We start from the raw sequence: 15,496 nt of genomic DNA, 5'->3' as shown, positions 1-15,496 counted from the left end.
CCACGGCGCGGCCGTGCACGGAAGGACATCGCAACCCGATGCGCACCATTGACGATCTCGACGTCGCCGGCCGGCGCGTCCTCGTCCGCGCGGATCTGAACGTCCCCCTGGAGGACGGCCGGATCACCGACGACGGCCGGATCCGGGCCAGCCTGCCGACGATCGAGACGCTGCGGACCCGGGGCGCCAAGGTCATCGTCTGCGCCCACCTGGGCCGCCCCAAGGGCCAGGTCAAGCCCGAGTTCTCGCTGGCCCCGGTGGCCGCGCGGCTCGGCGAGCTGCTGGGCACGGACGTGGCGTTCGCCGCGGACGTCGTCGGCGACTCCGCCCGCGCCGCGGCCGAGGGCCTCTCCGGCGGCGGGGTCGCGCTGCTGGAGAATTTGCGCTTCGAACCGGGCGAGACGAGCAAGGACGACGCCGAGCGCGGCGCCCTGGCCGACCGGCTGGCCGCCCTCGCCGACCTCTACGTCGGCGACGGGTTCGGCGCCGTGCACCGCAGGCACGCCTCGGTCTACGACGTTCCGGCGCGGCTCCCGCACGCCGCCGGCGGGCTGATCGCCGCCGAGGTCGAGGTGCTGAGGAGGCTCACCGAGGACGTCGAGCGCCCCTACGCGGTGGCCCTCGGCGGCTCCAAGGTGTCCGACAAGCTCGGGGTGATCGACAACCTGCTCGGCAAGGCCGACCGCATCCTGATCGGCGGCGGCATGGTGTTCACCTTCCTCAAGGCGCAGGGCCACGAGGTCGGCAAGAGCCTCCTGGAAGAGGACCAGCTCGGCACCGTCCGCGAGTACCTGCGGCGCGCCGGGGAGTCGGGCGTGGAGTTCGTGCTGCCCGTCGACGTCGTCGCGGCCGCGGCGTTCGCCGCCGACGCCGACCACGACGTGGTGGCTGCGGACGCGATCCCGTCCGACCGGCTCGGCCTCGACATCGGCCCGGAGTCGGGCAAGCTGTTCGCCTCGCGTCTCGCCGACGCCAGGACGATCTTCTGGAACGGCCCCATGGGCGTGTTCGAGATGGAGCCGTACTCGCACGGCACGCGTGCCGTCGCGCAGGGCCTCATCGACTCGGGCGCGTTCACCGTGGTCGGCGGCGGCGACTCCGCCGCGGCCGTCCGGCGGCTCGGCTTCGACGAGGCCGCCTTCTCCCACATCTCGACCGGCGGCGGCGCGAGCCTCGAATACCTCGAGGGCAAGACGCTGCCGGGCCTGCAGGCTCTGGAGGACTGACCGATGGCCCCCGCGACACCGTCCGGCAGGCAGAGCGGCCGCAAGCCGCTGATGGCCGGCAACTGGAAGATGAACAAGACGCACCTCGAGGCGATCGCGCTCATCCAGAAGATGGCGTTCGCGCTCAAGGACGCCGACTACGACGCCGTGGACGTCGTCGTGCTCCCGCCGTTCACCGCGCTCCGCTCGGCGCAGACGCTGATCGAGGCGGACAAGCTCGGGATCCAGTACGGCGCGCAGGACGTCTCCCAGCACGCCTCCGGCGCCTACACCGGCGAGATCTCCGCCGAGATGCTGGCCAAGCTCGGCTGCTCCCACGTCACCGTCGGGCACTCCGAGCGCCGCCAGTACCACGCCGAGGACGACGCGACCGTCAACGCCAAGGCCAGGGCCGCGCTCGCCGCCGACATCTCCCCGATCCTGTGCATCGGGGAGGGCCTGGACGTCCGCAAGGCCGGCGGCCACGTCCCGCACTGCGTCGAGCAGCTCGACGGCGGGCTGGAGAAGATCACCGCCGAGCAGGTCCGGCGCACCGTGATCGCCTACGAGCCGGTCTGGGCGATCGGCACCGGCGAGGTCGCCACCCCGCAGGACGCGCAGGAGGTCTGCGCGGCCGTCAGGACGCGGCTCGCCGAGCTCTACGACGGCGGAGTGGCCGACGAAGTGCGTATCCTGTACGGCGGTTCGGTCAAGGGCGGCAACGTCGCCGGGATCATGGCGCAGGACGATGTGGACGGCGCCCTGGTCGGTGGTGCCAGCCTGGACCCGGGAGAGTTCGTCAAAATCTGCCGGTACCGGGATCTGCCCGCCTGATCAAAACTGATCAATTCTGCGTGAACTGGGGGTTCTTGCCGAACCAGCGGGCACTTCGTCGTACCCTTCGTAGCTGACGGGTAAACCGCCCGGCCCGGCCCCCAGGTCCTGAACTACAGACAAGGCGCTGAAGAAACGTGATCATCGCATCTTCCATCGTGCTCATCGTCACGAGCCTGCTGATGGTGGTCCTCGTCCTGATGCACAAGGGCAAGGGCGGCGGGCTGTCGGACATGTTCGGCGGCGGGGTCTCGTCGTCCCTGGGCGGGTCGTCGGTGGTCGAGCGCAACCTCGACCGGCTGACCGTAGGGGTCGGGGTGGTCTGGTTCGCCTCGATCATCGTGCTCGGGCTGCTGTTCACGCACAAGGGCGTCTGAGCCGCCCGTCCAACACATGCGAGCGCCGCGCCGTCCTCGGAGGTCACGGGCGGCGGCGGAACACCAAGCGAGGAGTAATCCGTGGGTAGTGGCAACGCGATCCGGGGCAGCCGTGTCGGGGCCGGTCCGATGGGAGAGGCGGAGCGCGGCGACGCCGCCCCCCGCGTCTGGGTGACCTTCTACTGCGCCAACCGGCACGAGACCCGCCCCAGCTTCGCGACGGACGTCGCGGTTCCCGAGACCTGGGACTGCCCGCGCTGCGGGTTCCCCGCCGGGCAGGACGCGGACAACCCTCCGGCCCCGCCGAAGACCGAGCCGTACAAGACGCACCTCGCGTACGTGAAGGAGCGCCGCAGCGACGAGGACGGCGAGGCCATCCTCGAGGAGGCGCTGGCCAAGCTGCGCGAGAAGCGCGCCGCCGTCAAGCAGGCCATGCAGGCCGCGGCCCGCTGACGACGCGCCCGCACCCTGTGGCCCGGCCCCGCTGAGGGGTGCGGGCCACTTGCCGTTCCAGGGGCGTGGCGCCCGGCCGACCAGGGTGTGCGACCTGGTTCGATATCGGCTTCCCTATCGGTTCCGGGTGGATATCCATATTGGACACCGCATGATCGACTCTGGTCTGCTGGGCGGCGTCGGAACCACCTCCCGGGGGAAGCAGGTGCCACCGCATGCCGTTCGAGCAGCCCGGCCCGTCGCGCCGCGCCCTTTTGGTGGCCTCCGCGCTCCTGCCGCTGGCGGGATGCGGCGGGGACGACCGGCCGGCCTCCGCGACGCCCACGGCGCCGGAGAGCACCGCGCCCCGGACGGCGGACGTCTCCCGCTACGCGGCGCTCGAACGCGAGCACGGCGCCCGCCTGGGCGTGTTCGCCGTGGCGACCGGTACCGGCGCCACGGTCGCCTACAGGGCGGGCGAGCGCTTCGCGTTCTGCTCCACCTTCAAGACGCTCGCCGCGGCGGCGGTGCTGCACCGCCATCCGCTCGCCCACCTGGAGGACCGCGTCACCTACACGCGGGCCGACATCGACTCCATCTCACCGATCACCGAGGACCACGTCGCGACCGGAATGACCATCAGGCAGCTGTGCGACGCCGCCATCCGCTTCAGCGACGGCACGGCCGGCAACCTGCTGATGCGCGACATCGGCGGCCCGGCGGGGCTGACCGCCTACCTGCGCGAACTGGGAGACGGCGTCAGCCGCATGGACGACTACGAGCCCGAGCTGAACAGGGTCCGCCCAGGGGATCCGCGGGACACGACCACGCCGCGGGCGATCGCCGAGGATTACCGCAGGCTCGTGCTGGGGACCGCGCTGCCCCCGGACAAGCGCGCTCTGATCAAGGACTGGCTCGAACGCAGCACCACGGCAGTCGGCGCCAAACGCATCCGGGCCGGGCTGCCCGGAGGGTGGAAGGCGGCGGAGAAGACCGGAACCGGCGACTACGGCAGGGCCAACGACATCGCGGTCGTGTGGCCGCCCGGTGCGGCCCCGCTCGTCGTGGCCGTCCTGTCCGACCGGCCGGGCCGTGACGCGCGGCCCGACGACGCGCTGATCGCCGCGGCCACCAGGCGGATCGTCGCCGACCTCGCCTAGGGCGTGCCGCGAAGTGAGAAGGCCATGACCGTCGCCGCTCCCGCTCCCGCCGCCGCGGCGCCCGCCGGGGCCCCCTCCGGCCGCCGGGTGGTCGTGACCGTCGTCGCGATCCAGCTCGCCGCCTGCCTGGGGTTCTTCTCGGTGATGGCGCACCTGGTCGCGCATCTCCGGCACGACCTCGGGCTGCTGGCCGGAACGGTCGGGCTCGTCCTCGGGGTGCGGGTCGGCCTGCAGTTCGCGCTCCTGCTGCCCGTCGGGGCGGTCACCGACGCGATCGGCGCGCGGCGCACCGGGGCGATCGCCTGCGCCGTCCGCGCGGCGGGCTTCGCGCTGCTCGGCGCCGCCGACGGGGTCGGCGCGCTGCTGTGCGCGGCCGTGGTCCTCGCCGTGGGCGGGGCGCTCTACAACCCGGCCGCCCAGAGCCTGCTGGCCGGGGTGGACCCCGCCCGCAGGTCCGGCGGCTTCGCCGCCTACGTCGCGACCCAGCACATCGCGACGGTCGCGGGCCCGCCCCTGGGGCTCGCCCTGGTCACCATCGGGCCGGGGTTCGGGGCCCTGGCGGGCACGGCCGCCTCCCTGTGGGCGATCGCCGGCGGCCTGTTCCTCCTCCTGCCCCGGTCCGGTGGGAGGCCGGAGCCCGCGCGGTTCGGCGCCATCGCCGCGGGAGCGCGGGCGGCGCTCGGCGACCGCTCGTTCCTGCTGTTCGCGCTGATGACCGCCCCCACGACGCTGCTCGCCAACCACATCATGACCGCCGTGCCGCTCCTCGGGTTCACCTCCGGGGCGGCGACCCTCTGCTTCTGCGTGCTGGCCGCGGTCGCGGCGGCCCTCCAGCCGCTGGTGGCCGCCGGGCGCCGGGGCGAGCGGCCGTGGGTGCTGCGCCTCGGGCTGCTCTGCGCGGCGGCGGCGTTCTGCGTCCTCGCGCCGCTGGACGGGACGCAGACCGGCCCGCTGATGCTCGCGGCCGTCCTGAACGGCGTGGCGAACGGCCTCATCCAGCCGGCGATCTTCCAGCGCGCCGCCCGGCACGCGCCGTCCGGGCGCTTCGGCTCGTACTACGGCGTCCTGGCGTTCTGCGCCGGAATGTTCGCGTTCGCGGGGGACCTGGTGATCGGACGGCTGTTCGACCTCGGCCCGGCGGGCGCGGCCGGGGCGCTGCTCGGGGTCGGCGCCTTCGCGCTCGCCGCCGCGATCGGCACCCGTGGCCCGTGACCCGCGGCGTCGAATAATCTTCGGTGTACGGGACGTCCGGGCGCGTTTTCCGCGCGGGAGTTCGGCGTCCGGCGGCGAGTTCGGGAGGCGGGGACGTGGACGCGATCGACCAGGCGATCCTGCGGCGCCTGCAGCGGGACGGGCGGCAGACCAACCGGGAACTGGCCGAGGCGGTGGGGATCGCGCCGTCCACCGCCCTTGAGCGCACGAGGGCGCTGCGCGCCCGGGGCGTCATCACCGGCGTCCACGCGGCCGTCGACCTGGAGCGGCTGGGGCGCGGAGTCCAGGCGCTGATCTCGATCAGGATCCGGCCGCAGTCGCGCGAGGCCATCGAGTCCGCCCGCGACAGCATGGCGTCGATGCCCGAGACGATCGGCGTCTTCGTCGTCACGGGGAACGAGGACCTGCTCGTCCACGTGGCCGTGTCGAGCACCGCCTACCTGCGCGACTTCGTCCTCGACCGGCTGGCCCGCCGCAAGGAGTACGTGGACGTCCGGACCATCGTCGTGTACGACTACGTCCAGCCGGTGGAGCAGTCCGAACTTCCGTCGGCAGGGCCGCCCGAGAGCCGAACGCCGTACAGCTGATCGACGATAACCGCGTCTCAGGCCGAACGATCGACCGGCACCTAGTAGGAGAGTCGAACGAACGACGTCCCGTCGGACGATGGGCCGCACGTTTTCCTAGCGTCGGTCGCATGCACCGACGAAACACCTCCCTTGGCGCGTGGTCAGTCCTGGCAGCGGGCGTTCTGTGGGGGACGGTCGGGCCGGCGCAGGTGCTGGCCGACTCCTCCGCCGGCGCCGTCGCGGTCGGCGGCGCCCGGATCTTCTCCGGCGGGCTGATCCTCGCCGTCCTGGTGCTGGCGACGGACCGGCGCGCCTACCGCGCGCTGACCCGGCGGGCCTGGCCGCCGGTGCTGGCGGCCTCGGCCGCGACCGGGATCTTCCAGGCGTCGTTCTTCAGCGCGGTCGACCGGACCGGCGCCGCCGTCGCGACCGCCGTAGTGTTCGGGCTCGCCCCCGTCTCCACCGGCCTCTGCGAGCGGCTCGTCCTCGGCACCCGGCTCAGCCGCCGCTGGTGGGCGGGCACGGCCTGCGCGATCGGCGGCGTCGCGCTGCTGATGGTCCCGGCGTCGGCCGTCCACGCCGACCCGGCCGGGATCGCGCTCAGCCTCGTCGGCGGCACGTGCTTCGGCGTCTACACGGTCTCCGCCAAGGTCCTGACCGGCCGGGACGTCGGCATGGCCGCCGCGGTGTCGGTCACGCTGCTGGCCGGGGGAGCGGCCCTGCTGCCCTGGACGCTCGCCGAGCTGCCGGCCCTGGCCGAGCCGCGGTCGGCGGCGCTGGTGGCCTGGCTCGGCGTCGCCGCGACCGCCGTCGCGTACATGTCCTTCGTCGCCGGCCTCGGCCGCGTGACGGCCGCGACCGCGGGGACGCTCAGCCTCGCCGAGCCGCTCGTGGCCACCGCGCTCGCGATCGTCGTCCTCGGGGAACGGCTGTCGGCGCCGGTCGCGGCCGGATCGCTGCTCCTGCTCGGCGGCCTGTTCGTCGTCTCGGTCCCGGCGAAGGCCCGGCGCCGGGAGGAGCCGGCTCGGTATGATGGCTGGCACGCGACTGGCGCAGTCAAGGTGGAGACGACCACCGGGGAGCGAAAGTAGTCCGCACACCGCGCGCCTGGGTGTACGGGTCCCCGTCGCCGGGGCGCCCGAAGTCCCGGCGCCAACAGCGCGGAGGCTTGCGATGCACGAACCGGCCGTACCCCATCTGCAGGGCCAGGACCCCGAGATCGCCGGCCTGGTGGAGGCCGAGGCCCGCCGCCAGTACGAGAAGATCCGGCTGATCGCCTCGGAGAACTACGTGTCGGCGGCGGTCCTGGAGGCCGCCGGCACGGTCCTGACCAACAAGTACTCCGAGGGCTACGCGGGCAAGCGGTACTACGAGGGCCAGCAGAACGTCGACCCGATCGAGCTGCTCGCCATCGAGCGGGCGAGGGAGCTGTTCGGCGTCGAGCACGCCAACGTCCAGCCCTACTCCGGCTCGCCCGCCAACCTCGCCGTCTACATGGCGTTCCTGGAGCCCGGCGACCCGGTGATGGGCCTGTCGCTGCCGATGGGCGGCCACCTCACGCACGGCTGGTCGGTGTCGGCGACCGGGAAGTGGTTCCGCCCCGTCCGGTACGACGTGCGCGCCGACACCGGCCGGGTCGACATGGACCAGGTGCGCGACCTCGCCCTCAAGGAGCGCCCGAAGCTGATCTGGTGCGGCGGCACCGCCATCCCGCGGACGATCGACTTCCCCGCGTTCGCCGAGATCGCCCGCGAGGCCGGCGCGGTGCTCGCCGCAGACATCGCGCACATCGCGGGCCTCGTCGCCGGCGGCGCGCACCCTTCCCCGGTGGGCCACGCCGACGTGATCACCACGACCACGCACAAGACGCTGCGCGGTCCGCGCGGCGCGATGGTGCTGTCGACCGCCGAGCACGCCAAGGCGGTCGACAAGGCCGTCTTCCCCGGCCTGCAGGGCGGCCCGCACAACCACACCACCGCCGCGATCGCCGTCGCGCTGAAGGAGGCGGCGCGGCCGGACTTCACCGGCTACGCCCGGCAGGTCGTCGCGAACGCCAAGGTCCTCGCCGCCGCGCTGCTGGACCGCGGCTACGACCTGATCTCCGGCGGCACCGACAACCACCTGATCCTGATCGACCTGACGAACAAGGGCGTCGCCGGCAAGCCCGCCGCGCAGGCCCTCGACCGCGCCGGGATCGAGCTGAACTACAACGCCGTCCCGTTCGACCCGCGCAAGCCGTTCGACCCGTCCGGGCTGCGGCTCGGCACCGCCGCGATCACCACCCGCGGTGTCGGGGAGGACCGGATGCCGCGGATCGCGGCGTGGATCGACGAGGTCGTCCAGGCCGCCGCCAAGCAGGACGAGACGGTCGTGGATCGGGTCGCCGGGCAGGTCCGCGAGATGCTCGCGGCCTACCCGATGCCCGGCTGGAAGCCCGCGCCCTGACCCCGGCGGGGGAGGGCCTCAGCTCGGGCGCAGCAGCGTGATCATGCGCCAGGCCTCGGGGTCGGTGAGGGCGACCGCGTCCTCGCCGGCCCCGAAGTCGCCGTACCGCGCCACCGCCTCCAGGCCGCCGGCGAGGCGGACCGCGGCGTCCAGCTCGGTGGCGCTCCAGAACCGGTAGGGCACCACGTCGCGGATCACGCGCGTCGCGCCGTCCCCGGTGATGGTCATGGTGACGTGGTCGTCGGCGATCTGGGTGACCGGGTCCAGCCGGTCGGACGGCTCGCCCCACCGCACGCTCGCCTGGACGCCGTCCCGCTCGACCGTCCACCCCGTGCTGACGCTCGGTTCGTCGCCCAGCCGGTCCCGCGGGTGCGACATCTCCACGATGTAGAGGCCGCCGGGCGCCAGGTGCGCGACCACGCGGCGCAGGTGCGCGACGAACGCGTCCAGCGTCATCAGGTGGGACGTGGAGTCCAGCATGGTCACGACGAGGTCGAACCGGCGGCCGAGGTCGAACCGCGTCATGTCGTCCTGGACGACCTCCAGCCCGACGCCGCCGCGCTCGGCCCGGCGGGCGGCGTGGGCGCACATCCGCGGGTTGAGGTCGAGCGCGGTCGCGGCCACCCCGCGGCGGGCGAACTCGCGGGCGTGCTCGGCGGGCCCGGCGGCCAGCTCCAGCACCGTCGCGGGCGCCGCGCCCCGTTCGGCGCACCAGGCGAGGAGCACCTCCACCTCGGCCGGCACGTCGCGGAACGAGCACGCCAGCTCGTACGCCCACGGGTCGTCATAGATGCCGCTCACCCGCCCATCCTGCCAGCGCGCCGTCGGTCCCGGCGGGGCGGCCGTCGAGCCGCAGCCTGATCTCCACGACCGCGGTGTCCCCGGTGCGGCGCGTCCGCCCGCCGAGCGAGGTCAGCAGCCGCCGCATCCGCGCGTTCTCGCTGAGCGCCGTCGCGCGCACCTCGACCAGGCCGCGGTCGCGGGCCAGCGCCAGCAGCAGCCCCGCGAGCCCGCGGCCGAGCCCCCGCCCCTGCCAGGCGTCCTCGACCAGGAACGCGAGCTCCGCGACGCCCGGATCGACGACGTGGATGAGGTGGGCGAGTGCGAGCAGCGACCCGTCCGGTCCCTCCGCGACCAGCGTCAGGCCGCGCGACCGGTCGCAGAACCGCTCGATGACCCGCCGCGGCGGGTACGGCTCGGGGCTGAAGTACCGCATCCTCCGGCTGTCCTGCGAGCAGCGCTCGTGCAGCGCCCGGACGGCCTCGGCGTCGCGCCGCTCGATCGGCCGGACGACCACCTGCGTGCCGTCGCGCAGCACGATCCGGCGGGACGCGGGGCGGCGGGGCGCGGCGGGCAGCGCGGCCCGCACCAGCGCGTCCGCCCGCGCCGCCTCGGTCGCGGTGAACGGCAGCCCGAACCTGCGCAGCCGCACGGAACGGCCGCGGACCGGCACGTCCAGGACGCACCGGTCCGGGTCGCGCCCCTCCGGGGCCGCACCCGCGGGCGCGGCCCACCGCGCCTCGTCGGCGCGCAGCAGCTCGCCCAGGACCTCGGGCACCGCGTGCGGCTCGGCGCGCAGGCGGGCGGCCAGGGCGAGGGCGCGGGTCGGCTCGTCCACCAGCTCGTGCGGCCGGGCCGGGAGCACCGCGGTGCGCGCCCCGCCCGCCGCGCCCAGCGTCTCGGCGAGGGTCCGCGCGTCCGCGCCGCCGCGCGGCACGTCCACGATGAACTCGTCCACCACCCCGTCGGCGTCGAGCTGGACGGACAGCCCGAGGATGTTGGCGCCGCGCCGGCCCAGCGCGGCGGTGAGCAGGGCCAGCCGGCCGGGCCGGTCCTCGATCTCGGTGCGGATGCGGAACAGCGGCATGGGAACGTTCCCTCCGGGGTCCGGGAGCCCCGTTCGTGCCCGGTGCGGTCGCCGACCAGGCTCGCCGACCCGTGTTACGCGACCGCTACGTCATCGTGTGCCAGGGGTTTCACATTCCGGACGGGGGGTTGAGCCGCCCGCGCCGACCGCCTAGCGTGCGGTAAGTGATCGACCCCGTGAGCGGTGAGCACGTCAACGATCGACCGCGGCCCGGCCCGTCCACGACGCGGCTGCCGCTGCTGCTCCCCGGCTCGCTCAGCGACGAGCAGCGAGCCGTGTACGAGGCGGTGACGGGCGGTCCCCGCGCCGCCGGCCGCACCCCGCCGTTCGGGCTCGCCGACGACATCGGCCGGCTCCAGGGCCCGTTCAACGCGATGCTGTACAGCCCGGCCGTCGGGCTCCCGCTCCAGGACCTCGGCGCCGCGCTGCGCTTCCGGACCGGGTTCACCAAGCGCGAGCGGGAGATCGCGACGCTGGTCGTCGCGGCGCACGCCCGGTCCGACTACGAGTGGTACGCGCACGAGCGGATCGGGCGCCGGCACGGGCTCGGCGACGACGAGATGGACGCGCTGCGCCAGGGCCGCGCGCCGATGTTCGCCGACGTCCGAGAGCGCGTGGTGTACGAGGCGGCGCGGCAGCTCGCCGCCGAGGGCGACCTCGCCGACGCGGTGTTCACCGAGGCCGCCGCGACGCTCGGCCGCGCGGCCGTCGTCGAGCTGGTCGCGCTCGTCGGCTACTACCAGGCGCTCGCGCTGCAGCTGCGCGTCTTCCGGGTCGGCGTCCCGGAGGGCGAGCCCGCGCCCGAATGGCCCGCGGAACCCGCCGCGGGGGACGGCGATGACTGATGACTGAGGTGCTGCGCACGGTGCGGCTCGTCCTGCACCCGGTGTCGATGCGCGACCACCGCGCCCTGCTGACGCACTGGACGGGGCCGCTCGTCCGGCGCCACCTGTTCGACGACCGGATGGTCACGCCCGTCCAGGTCAGCGAGATCATCGAGGCCAGCGAGCGGGACTTCGCGACCGAGGGGTACGGGCTGTGGGCGCTGCGCCCCGCCCGCTGGTCCGCGGGCGTCGACGACCCGGTGCCGGGCGACCCGCTGGTCGGCGTGGCGGGGCTGAGCCACCACGAGGGGCCGCTCGGCCACGGCGTGGACGTGGAGATCCTCTACAGCCTGGAGCCGGACCACTGGGGGCAGGGCCTGGCCGCCGAGGCGTCCCGCGCGGTGCTCGACTACGCGTTCGGGGTGGTCGGGGTGCACCGGATCACCGCCGAGATCGACACGGCCAACGCCGCGTCGGCGGAGATCGCCCTGCAGCTCGGGATGCGCCGGTGGCGGGACGGGCCGGCCGGTCCGGACGGCGCCGCCTATTACGCGGCCGACCGGTCGCGCTGGATCGGATCCCGTCGAATTGTCGACGCGGTCCCATAGATTCCGTTGTCAACGGTTGATTTTGGTGCCGAATACAGCAGTATGAGCCCATGAGTTCCTCTGCGGGCCGGGTGCCGCTCGCCCCCGGCTTCGTCAACGGCGGCGTGTCCTTCTGGTACCGGGAGGCCGGGCGCCCGGTCCCCGGGCCCCGCCTGCCGGGCCCGCGCACCGCCGACGTGTGCGTCGTCGGCGCCGGGTACACCGGGCTCTGGACGGCCTACTACCTCAAGCGAGCCCGCCCCGACCTGCGGATCGTCGTGCTGGAGCGCGAGTTCGCCGGGTTCGGCGCGTCCGGCCGCAACGGCGGCTGGGTGCTGGGCGAGATCGCCGGGTCCCGGGAGCGCTATGCCGCCCGGCACGGCCGGCCGGCCGCGATCGCGCTGCAGCGCGCCATGTTCGGGGCGGTGGACGAGGTCGTCCGGGTCGCCGCCGAGGAGGGCATCGACGCCGGGCTCGTCAAGGGCGGCGTCCTGCACGTCGCCCGCAACGCCGCCCAGCGCGCCCGGCTCGCCGCCATGGTCGCCGAGGCCCGCTGCTGGGGCTGGACCGACGACGACCTCGTCCCGCTGCCCGCCGGCGAGCGCGACGACCGGCTGCGCGTCGAGGGCGCCACCGGCGCCGCCTGGAGCCCGCATTGCGCCCGCGCGCAGCCCGCCGCGCTCGTCCGCGGCCTCGCCCGGGCGGTCCGGGACCTCGGCGTGCGGATCTACGAGGGGACGCCCGTCGTCCGCATCAACCCCCGCCGCACCGGCGGGCCCGCCGCCGCGGTCACGCCGTACGGGACCGTCACCGCCGGGTACGTCCTGCGCGCCACCGAGGGGTTCACCGCCGGGCTCCCCGGGCACCGCCGCGACTGGCTGCCGATGAACAGCTCCATGATCGTCACCACCCCGCTGCCCGCCCGGACCTGGAAGGCGATCGGCTGGGAGCGCCGCGAGCTGCTCGGCGACATGGCGCACTACTACATGTACGCCCAGCGCACCGCCGGCGACCGGATCGCGTTCGGCGGCCGGGGCCGCCCGTACCGCTACGGGTCCCGCATCGACGACGGGGGCCGCACCGAGCCGTCCACGATCGACGCGCTCTGGACGACGCTGACCGCGATGTTCCCCGCCGTCGCCGACGAAGGGCGGGTCGACCACGCCTGGTCGGGTGTTCTCGGCGTCCCCCGCGACTGGTGCGCGACGGTCGTGCTCGACCCCGCGACCGGCCTCGGCCACGCCGGCGGCTACACCGGGCACGGCGTCGCCGGCGCGAACCTCGCGGGCCGCACCTTCCGCGACCTCGTCCTGGGGGAGGACACCGAGCTGACCGCGCTGCCCTGGGTGGACCGGCGCGTCCGCCGCTGGGAGCCGGAACCGCTGCGCTGGCTCGGCGTCCACGCGATGTACGCCCTCTACCGCGCGGCCGACGCCCGCGAGTCGTCCGCCGGGTCGGCGCGGACGTCGTCCCTGGCCCTCCTCGCCGACCGGATCACCGGCCACTGACGAGGCGCCCGCCCAAGGTCAGGAGCGCCCGGATTCCTCGCCGGACGCCGGCGCCGCCGCGCGTTCCACGATGCCGGCGAGCAGCGCGACGAGCCGTTCGCGGTCGGCGGGGGAGAGCCGTCCGAACAGCCGCCCCCCGACGGCGCCCGCCGTCTCCGCGGACGAGCGCGCGCGCCGCCGGCCCTCGGCGGTCAGCTCGATCGCGTAGGCGCGCCGGTCGTGGGCGCTTCTGTTGCGCACCGCGAGCCCGAGCCGCTCCAGCTCGTCCATGATCCGGACGACCGCGGACTTGTCCAGGCCGAGGAGCGCGCCGAGGCGCCGCTGGCTGGTGGGCCCGAGCCGGTCGAGCGCGGACAGCACGGCGAAATGCCTCGTCTCGATCCCCAGCGGCCGCAGCTCGTCGCCCAGCGCGCCGCGCGCGGCCTGGTGGGCGGAGGCGAGCAGGAAGCCCAGCGCGGCGTCGTCGGTCCGCGGGTCGCCGAGCGCGGTCGGCTCCGGAGATTGGGTGTCCACCCTCCAGATATTAGGGGCCGATCATATAGTCTCATATAAGATGTTCTCGTATGATCCTAGTGGCCGCTTCGACGAGAGGTTGGAGGCACGTATGCGCGCCGAGGACGACGACCGTTCGAGTGGCGGGCCGAGCCGCCGGCGGGTGCTGGCGTCGGCCGCGGCCGCCGGTGCCGCCGCCGCCGTGACCGGGCTGGGTCCGGCCGGTGCCGCCGCGGCGCCGGGGAGCGGCCAGCGGAGGGGACGGATCGACACCCACCACCACGCGCTGCCGCCCGCGCTCAGGGAGTGGGCGATCGAGCACGGCCTGCTGCCGCCCGAAGGCGGGCCGAACTGGGGCCGGTGGGACCTGAACCGGACCCTGGACACCATGGACGCCCTCGGCATCGCCGCCGGGGTGGCCTCGGCGCCCGCGCCGCCCGAGGCGCTGCGCGACCGGAAGACCGCCGTCTCGGGGACGCGCGTGGTCAACGAGTCGCTGGCGGGCCTCGTCCGCGACCATCCCACCCGGTTCGGCTTCTTCGCCTACCTGCCGCTGTTCCACGTCGATGTGGCGATCAAGGAGGCCGCCTACGCCCTGGACGAGCTGGGCGCCGACGGCGTCCTACTGATGACCCACGCCGGCGGCCGCTATCTGGGGGACCCCGTGTTCGAGCCGCTGTTCGCCGAGCTGGACCGGCGCCGCGCGGTCGTGTTCACCCACCCGGTGGGCCTCGCCGACGCGCGGCCCGTCCCGGGGATCGACGAGTGGATCGCCGACTTCATGCTCGACACCACCCGCACCGCCCTCAGCCTGATCAACGCGGGCACCCTCGACCGGCACCGGCGCCTGTCGGTGATCCTCTCCCACGCGGGGGGCTTCCTGCCCTACCTTGGCGGACGGGTCGAGCACGCCGGCCGCCAGGGCGAGGGGCCGAGCCCCGGGGCGTTCCGGCGCGCCGTGCGGCGCTTCTACTACGACACCGCCATGCCCGCCTCGCCGTACGCGACGCCCAGCCTGCTGGCAGCAGCGGGAGCGGGGCGCCTGCTCTTCGGCACCGACTGGCCGCAGGTCGAGCGTCCCGAAGTGGACAGGACGACGGCGCTGCTCGACCGCGACCCGTCGCTGAGCCGGCGGGCGCGCGCCGCCGTCGTCCGGGAGAACGCGCTGCGCCTCCTGCCGACCCTGGCGAGGCGGCTCAGGCGGTGAGAGCCGGGCCGCCGCGCCAGGTAGGGATGGCGCGGCGGCCCACCGCCGCGTCGAACGCGGCGCGGGCCAGCAGGCGCGTGGAGTCGAGCGTCGGCAGCGGCGAGACCTCCGGCGCGACCAGGAGCGGGATCTCGGTGCACACCAGCGCGACGGCGTCGCAGCCGCGCTCGGCGAGCCGGCCGATGATCCGGACGTACTCGCGCCGGGAGTCCTCGGTGACGACCCCGTTCACCAGCTCCTCGAAGATGATCCGGTTGACGGTCTCCCGGTCGGCGGCCTCGGGGACCTCGGCGGCGATGCCGCGCGCGGCCAGCTCGCGCGGGTAGACGGGGCCGTCCATGGTGTAGCGGGTGCCGAGCACGCCGACGCGCGTGCGGCCGTCGCGGGCGGCCCGGTCGGCGACGACCCGCGCGATGTGCAGTCCGGGCAGCGCCAGGTCGCCGCCGGGGCGTTCCAGCGCCATGTGCGCGGTGTTGTCCGGGCACGCGAAGAAGTCCGCGCCCGCCGCGGCGAGCCGCCGGACGCTCTCGGCCAGGGTCTCCCGGATCGAGTCGTGGTCCCCGGCGTCCCACGCGGGCATGCTGCGCGCCAGCGCGATGAGGTCGAGCGTCACATCCGGATGGTCGTCGGGGCCGAGCTCCCGGAAGCCCTCCTGGCAGAAGGTCCGGAAACACAGCGCGGCGCCTTCGGCGCTGTGGGCGAGGATGCCGAGATGCCTCATGGGCCCGCTCCCGTTCGATATGGCGAACAATCGTCCAGTAGCCTGAACATACCCGA

General features: G+C 74.5%; 16 protein-coding genes, 1 pseudogene and 1 riboswitch. Of the genes and pseudogenes, 13 read left to right on the top strand and 4 right to left on the bottom strand.

What is annotated here, in order from left to right; genetic code table 11:
• Positions 1–38: 38 nt before the first annotated feature.
• The 9 genes and pseudogenes from K8Z49_RS07525 (at position 39) to glyA (ending at position 8,234) form a co-directional block, all read left to right on the top strand.
• The gene (locus K8Z49_RS07525; RefSeq protein ID WP_021595669.1) at positions 39–1,226 is read left to right on the top strand and encodes a phosphoglycerate kinase; all 1,188 of its coding nucleotides are present in this window, start codon (positions 39–41) and stop codon (positions 1,224–1,226) included.
• A gap of 3 nt (positions 1,227–1,229) precedes the next feature.
• Complete coding sequence (gene tpiA / locus K8Z49_RS07520; RefSeq protein ID WP_021595668.1) at positions 1,230–2,039, top strand: triose-phosphate isomerase; 810 nt, start codon at positions 1,230–1,232, stop codon at positions 2,037–2,039.
• 137 nt (positions 2,040–2,176) lie between these two features.
• The gene (secG, locus tag K8Z49_RS07515; protein ID WP_021595667.1) at positions 2,177–2,416 is read left to right on the top strand and encodes a preprotein translocase subunit SecG; all 240 of its coding nucleotides are present in this window, start codon (positions 2,177–2,179) and stop codon (positions 2,414–2,416) included.
• An 81-nt stretch (positions 2,417–2,497) separates the two neighbouring features.
• Complete coding sequence (locus tag K8Z49_RS07510) at positions 2,498–2,869, top strand: RNA polymerase-binding protein RbpA (RefSeq protein WP_075024192.1); 372 nt, start codon at positions 2,498–2,500, stop codon at positions 2,867–2,869.
• Between the two features lie 215 nt (positions 2,870–3,084).
• The gene (bla, locus tag K8Z49_RS07505) at positions 3,085–4,008 is read left to right on the top strand and encodes a class A beta-lactamase (RefSeq protein WP_412517887.1); all 924 of its coding nucleotides are present in this window, start codon (positions 3,085–3,087) and stop codon (positions 4,006–4,008) included.
• 24 nt (positions 4,009–4,032) lie between these two features.
• Positions 4,033–5,220: an MFS transporter gene (locus K8Z49_RS07500; RefSeq protein ID WP_024935106.1), complete on the top strand. Its 1,188-nt coding sequence runs from the start codon at positions 4,033–4,035 to the stop codon at positions 5,218–5,220.
• Between the two features lie 95 nt (positions 5,221–5,315).
• Complete coding sequence (locus tag K8Z49_RS07495; RefSeq protein WP_021595663.1) at positions 5,316–5,807, top strand: Lrp/AsnC family transcriptional regulator; 492 nt, start codon at positions 5,316–5,318, stop codon at positions 5,805–5,807.
• A 110-nt stretch (positions 5,808–5,917) separates the two neighbouring features.
• Positions 5,918–6,718, top strand: a pseudogene (locus tag K8Z49_RS07490) (DMT family transporter); the annotation flags it as partial.
• Between the two features lie 104 nt (positions 6,719–6,822).
• A riboswitch (ZMP/ZTP riboswitch) is annotated at positions 6,823–6,909 on the top strand.
• 53 nt (positions 6,910–6,962) lie between these two features.
• Positions 6,963–8,234 (top strand): serine hydroxymethyltransferase, encoded by a 1,272-nt coding sequence (gene glyA, locus K8Z49_RS07485; protein WP_021595661.1) that lies wholly within the window; start codon positions 6,963–6,965, stop codon positions 8,232–8,234.
• 18 nt (positions 8,235–8,252) lie between these two features.
• Here glyA and K8Z49_RS07480 read toward each other — a convergent pair whose 3' ends face one another.
• Together K8Z49_RS07480 and K8Z49_RS07475 are read right to left on the bottom strand one after the other, a co-directional pair.
• Positions 8,253–9,035 (bottom strand): class I SAM-dependent methyltransferase, encoded by a 783-nt coding sequence (locus tag K8Z49_RS07480; protein WP_021595660.1) that lies wholly within the window; start codon positions 9,033–9,035, stop codon positions 8,253–8,255.
• Positions 9,019–10,101, bottom strand: coding sequence for a GNAT family N-acetyltransferase (locus K8Z49_RS07475; RefSeq protein ID WP_024935108.1), 1,083 nt, complete (start codon positions 10,099–10,101; stop codon positions 9,019–9,021). The genes K8Z49_RS07480 and K8Z49_RS07475 overlap by 17 nt, the downstream gene beginning before the upstream one ends.
• A 164-nt stretch (positions 10,102–10,265) precedes the next feature.
• On the opposite strand from K8Z49_RS07475, the gene K8Z49_RS07470 reads away from it, so the two are divergent.
• The 3 genes from K8Z49_RS07470 to K8Z49_RS07460 are packed head-to-tail and all read left to right on the top strand — an operon-like array spanning position 10,266 to position 13,020.
• Entirely contained in the window at positions 10,266–10,946 is a 681-nt protein-coding gene (locus K8Z49_RS07470; protein WP_024935109.1) for a carboxymuconolactone decarboxylase family protein, read from the top strand.
• On the top strand, positions 10,946–11,533 hold the full coding sequence (locus tag K8Z49_RS07465) for a GNAT family N-acetyltransferase (RefSeq protein ID WP_021600361.1): 588 nt from the start codon (positions 10,946–10,948) through the stop codon (positions 11,531–11,533). The genes K8Z49_RS07470 and K8Z49_RS07465 overlap by 1 nt, the downstream gene beginning before the upstream one ends.
• A gap of 50 nt (positions 11,534–11,583) precedes the next feature.
• Entirely contained in the window at positions 11,584–13,020 is a 1,437-nt protein-coding gene (locus tag K8Z49_RS07460; RefSeq protein WP_111833655.1) for an NAD(P)/FAD-dependent oxidoreductase, read from the top strand.
• Between the two features lie 18 nt (positions 13,021–13,038).
• On the opposite strand, the gene K8Z49_RS07455 is transcribed toward K8Z49_RS07460, so the two are convergent.
• A complete protein-coding gene (locus K8Z49_RS07455) occupies positions 13,039–13,533 on the bottom strand; it encodes a MarR family winged helix-turn-helix transcriptional regulator (protein ID WP_177287892.1) in 495 nt (164 codons plus the stop codon).
• Positions 13,534–13,624: 91 nt separating this feature from the next.
• Between K8Z49_RS07455 and K8Z49_RS07450 the strand changes: the two genes are divergently transcribed.
• Positions 13,625–14,719, top strand: coding sequence for an amidohydrolase family protein (locus tag K8Z49_RS07450; RefSeq protein ID WP_412517886.1), 1,095 nt, complete (start codon positions 13,625–13,627; stop codon positions 14,717–14,719).
• Here K8Z49_RS07450 and K8Z49_RS07445 read toward each other — a convergent pair.
• Entirely contained in the window at positions 14,709–15,440 is a 732-nt protein-coding gene (locus tag K8Z49_RS07445) for an aspartate/glutamate racemase family protein (RefSeq protein WP_021599690.1), read from the bottom strand. The two genes, K8Z49_RS07450 and K8Z49_RS07445, sit on opposite strands and share 11 nt — an antisense overlap.
• Between the last annotated feature and the right edge of the window lie 56 nt (positions 15,441–15,496).

The sequence above is a fragment of the Actinomadura madurae genome, assembly GCF_047130825.1.
In the GTDB taxonomy this organism is placed as follows: domain Bacteria; phylum Actinomycetota; class Actinomycetes; order Streptosporangiales; family Streptosporangiaceae; genus Spirillospora; species Spirillospora madurae.
The sequence above is the reverse complement of the archived record's forward strand: the minus strand, read 5'-3'. Positions and strand labels throughout refer to the sequence as shown.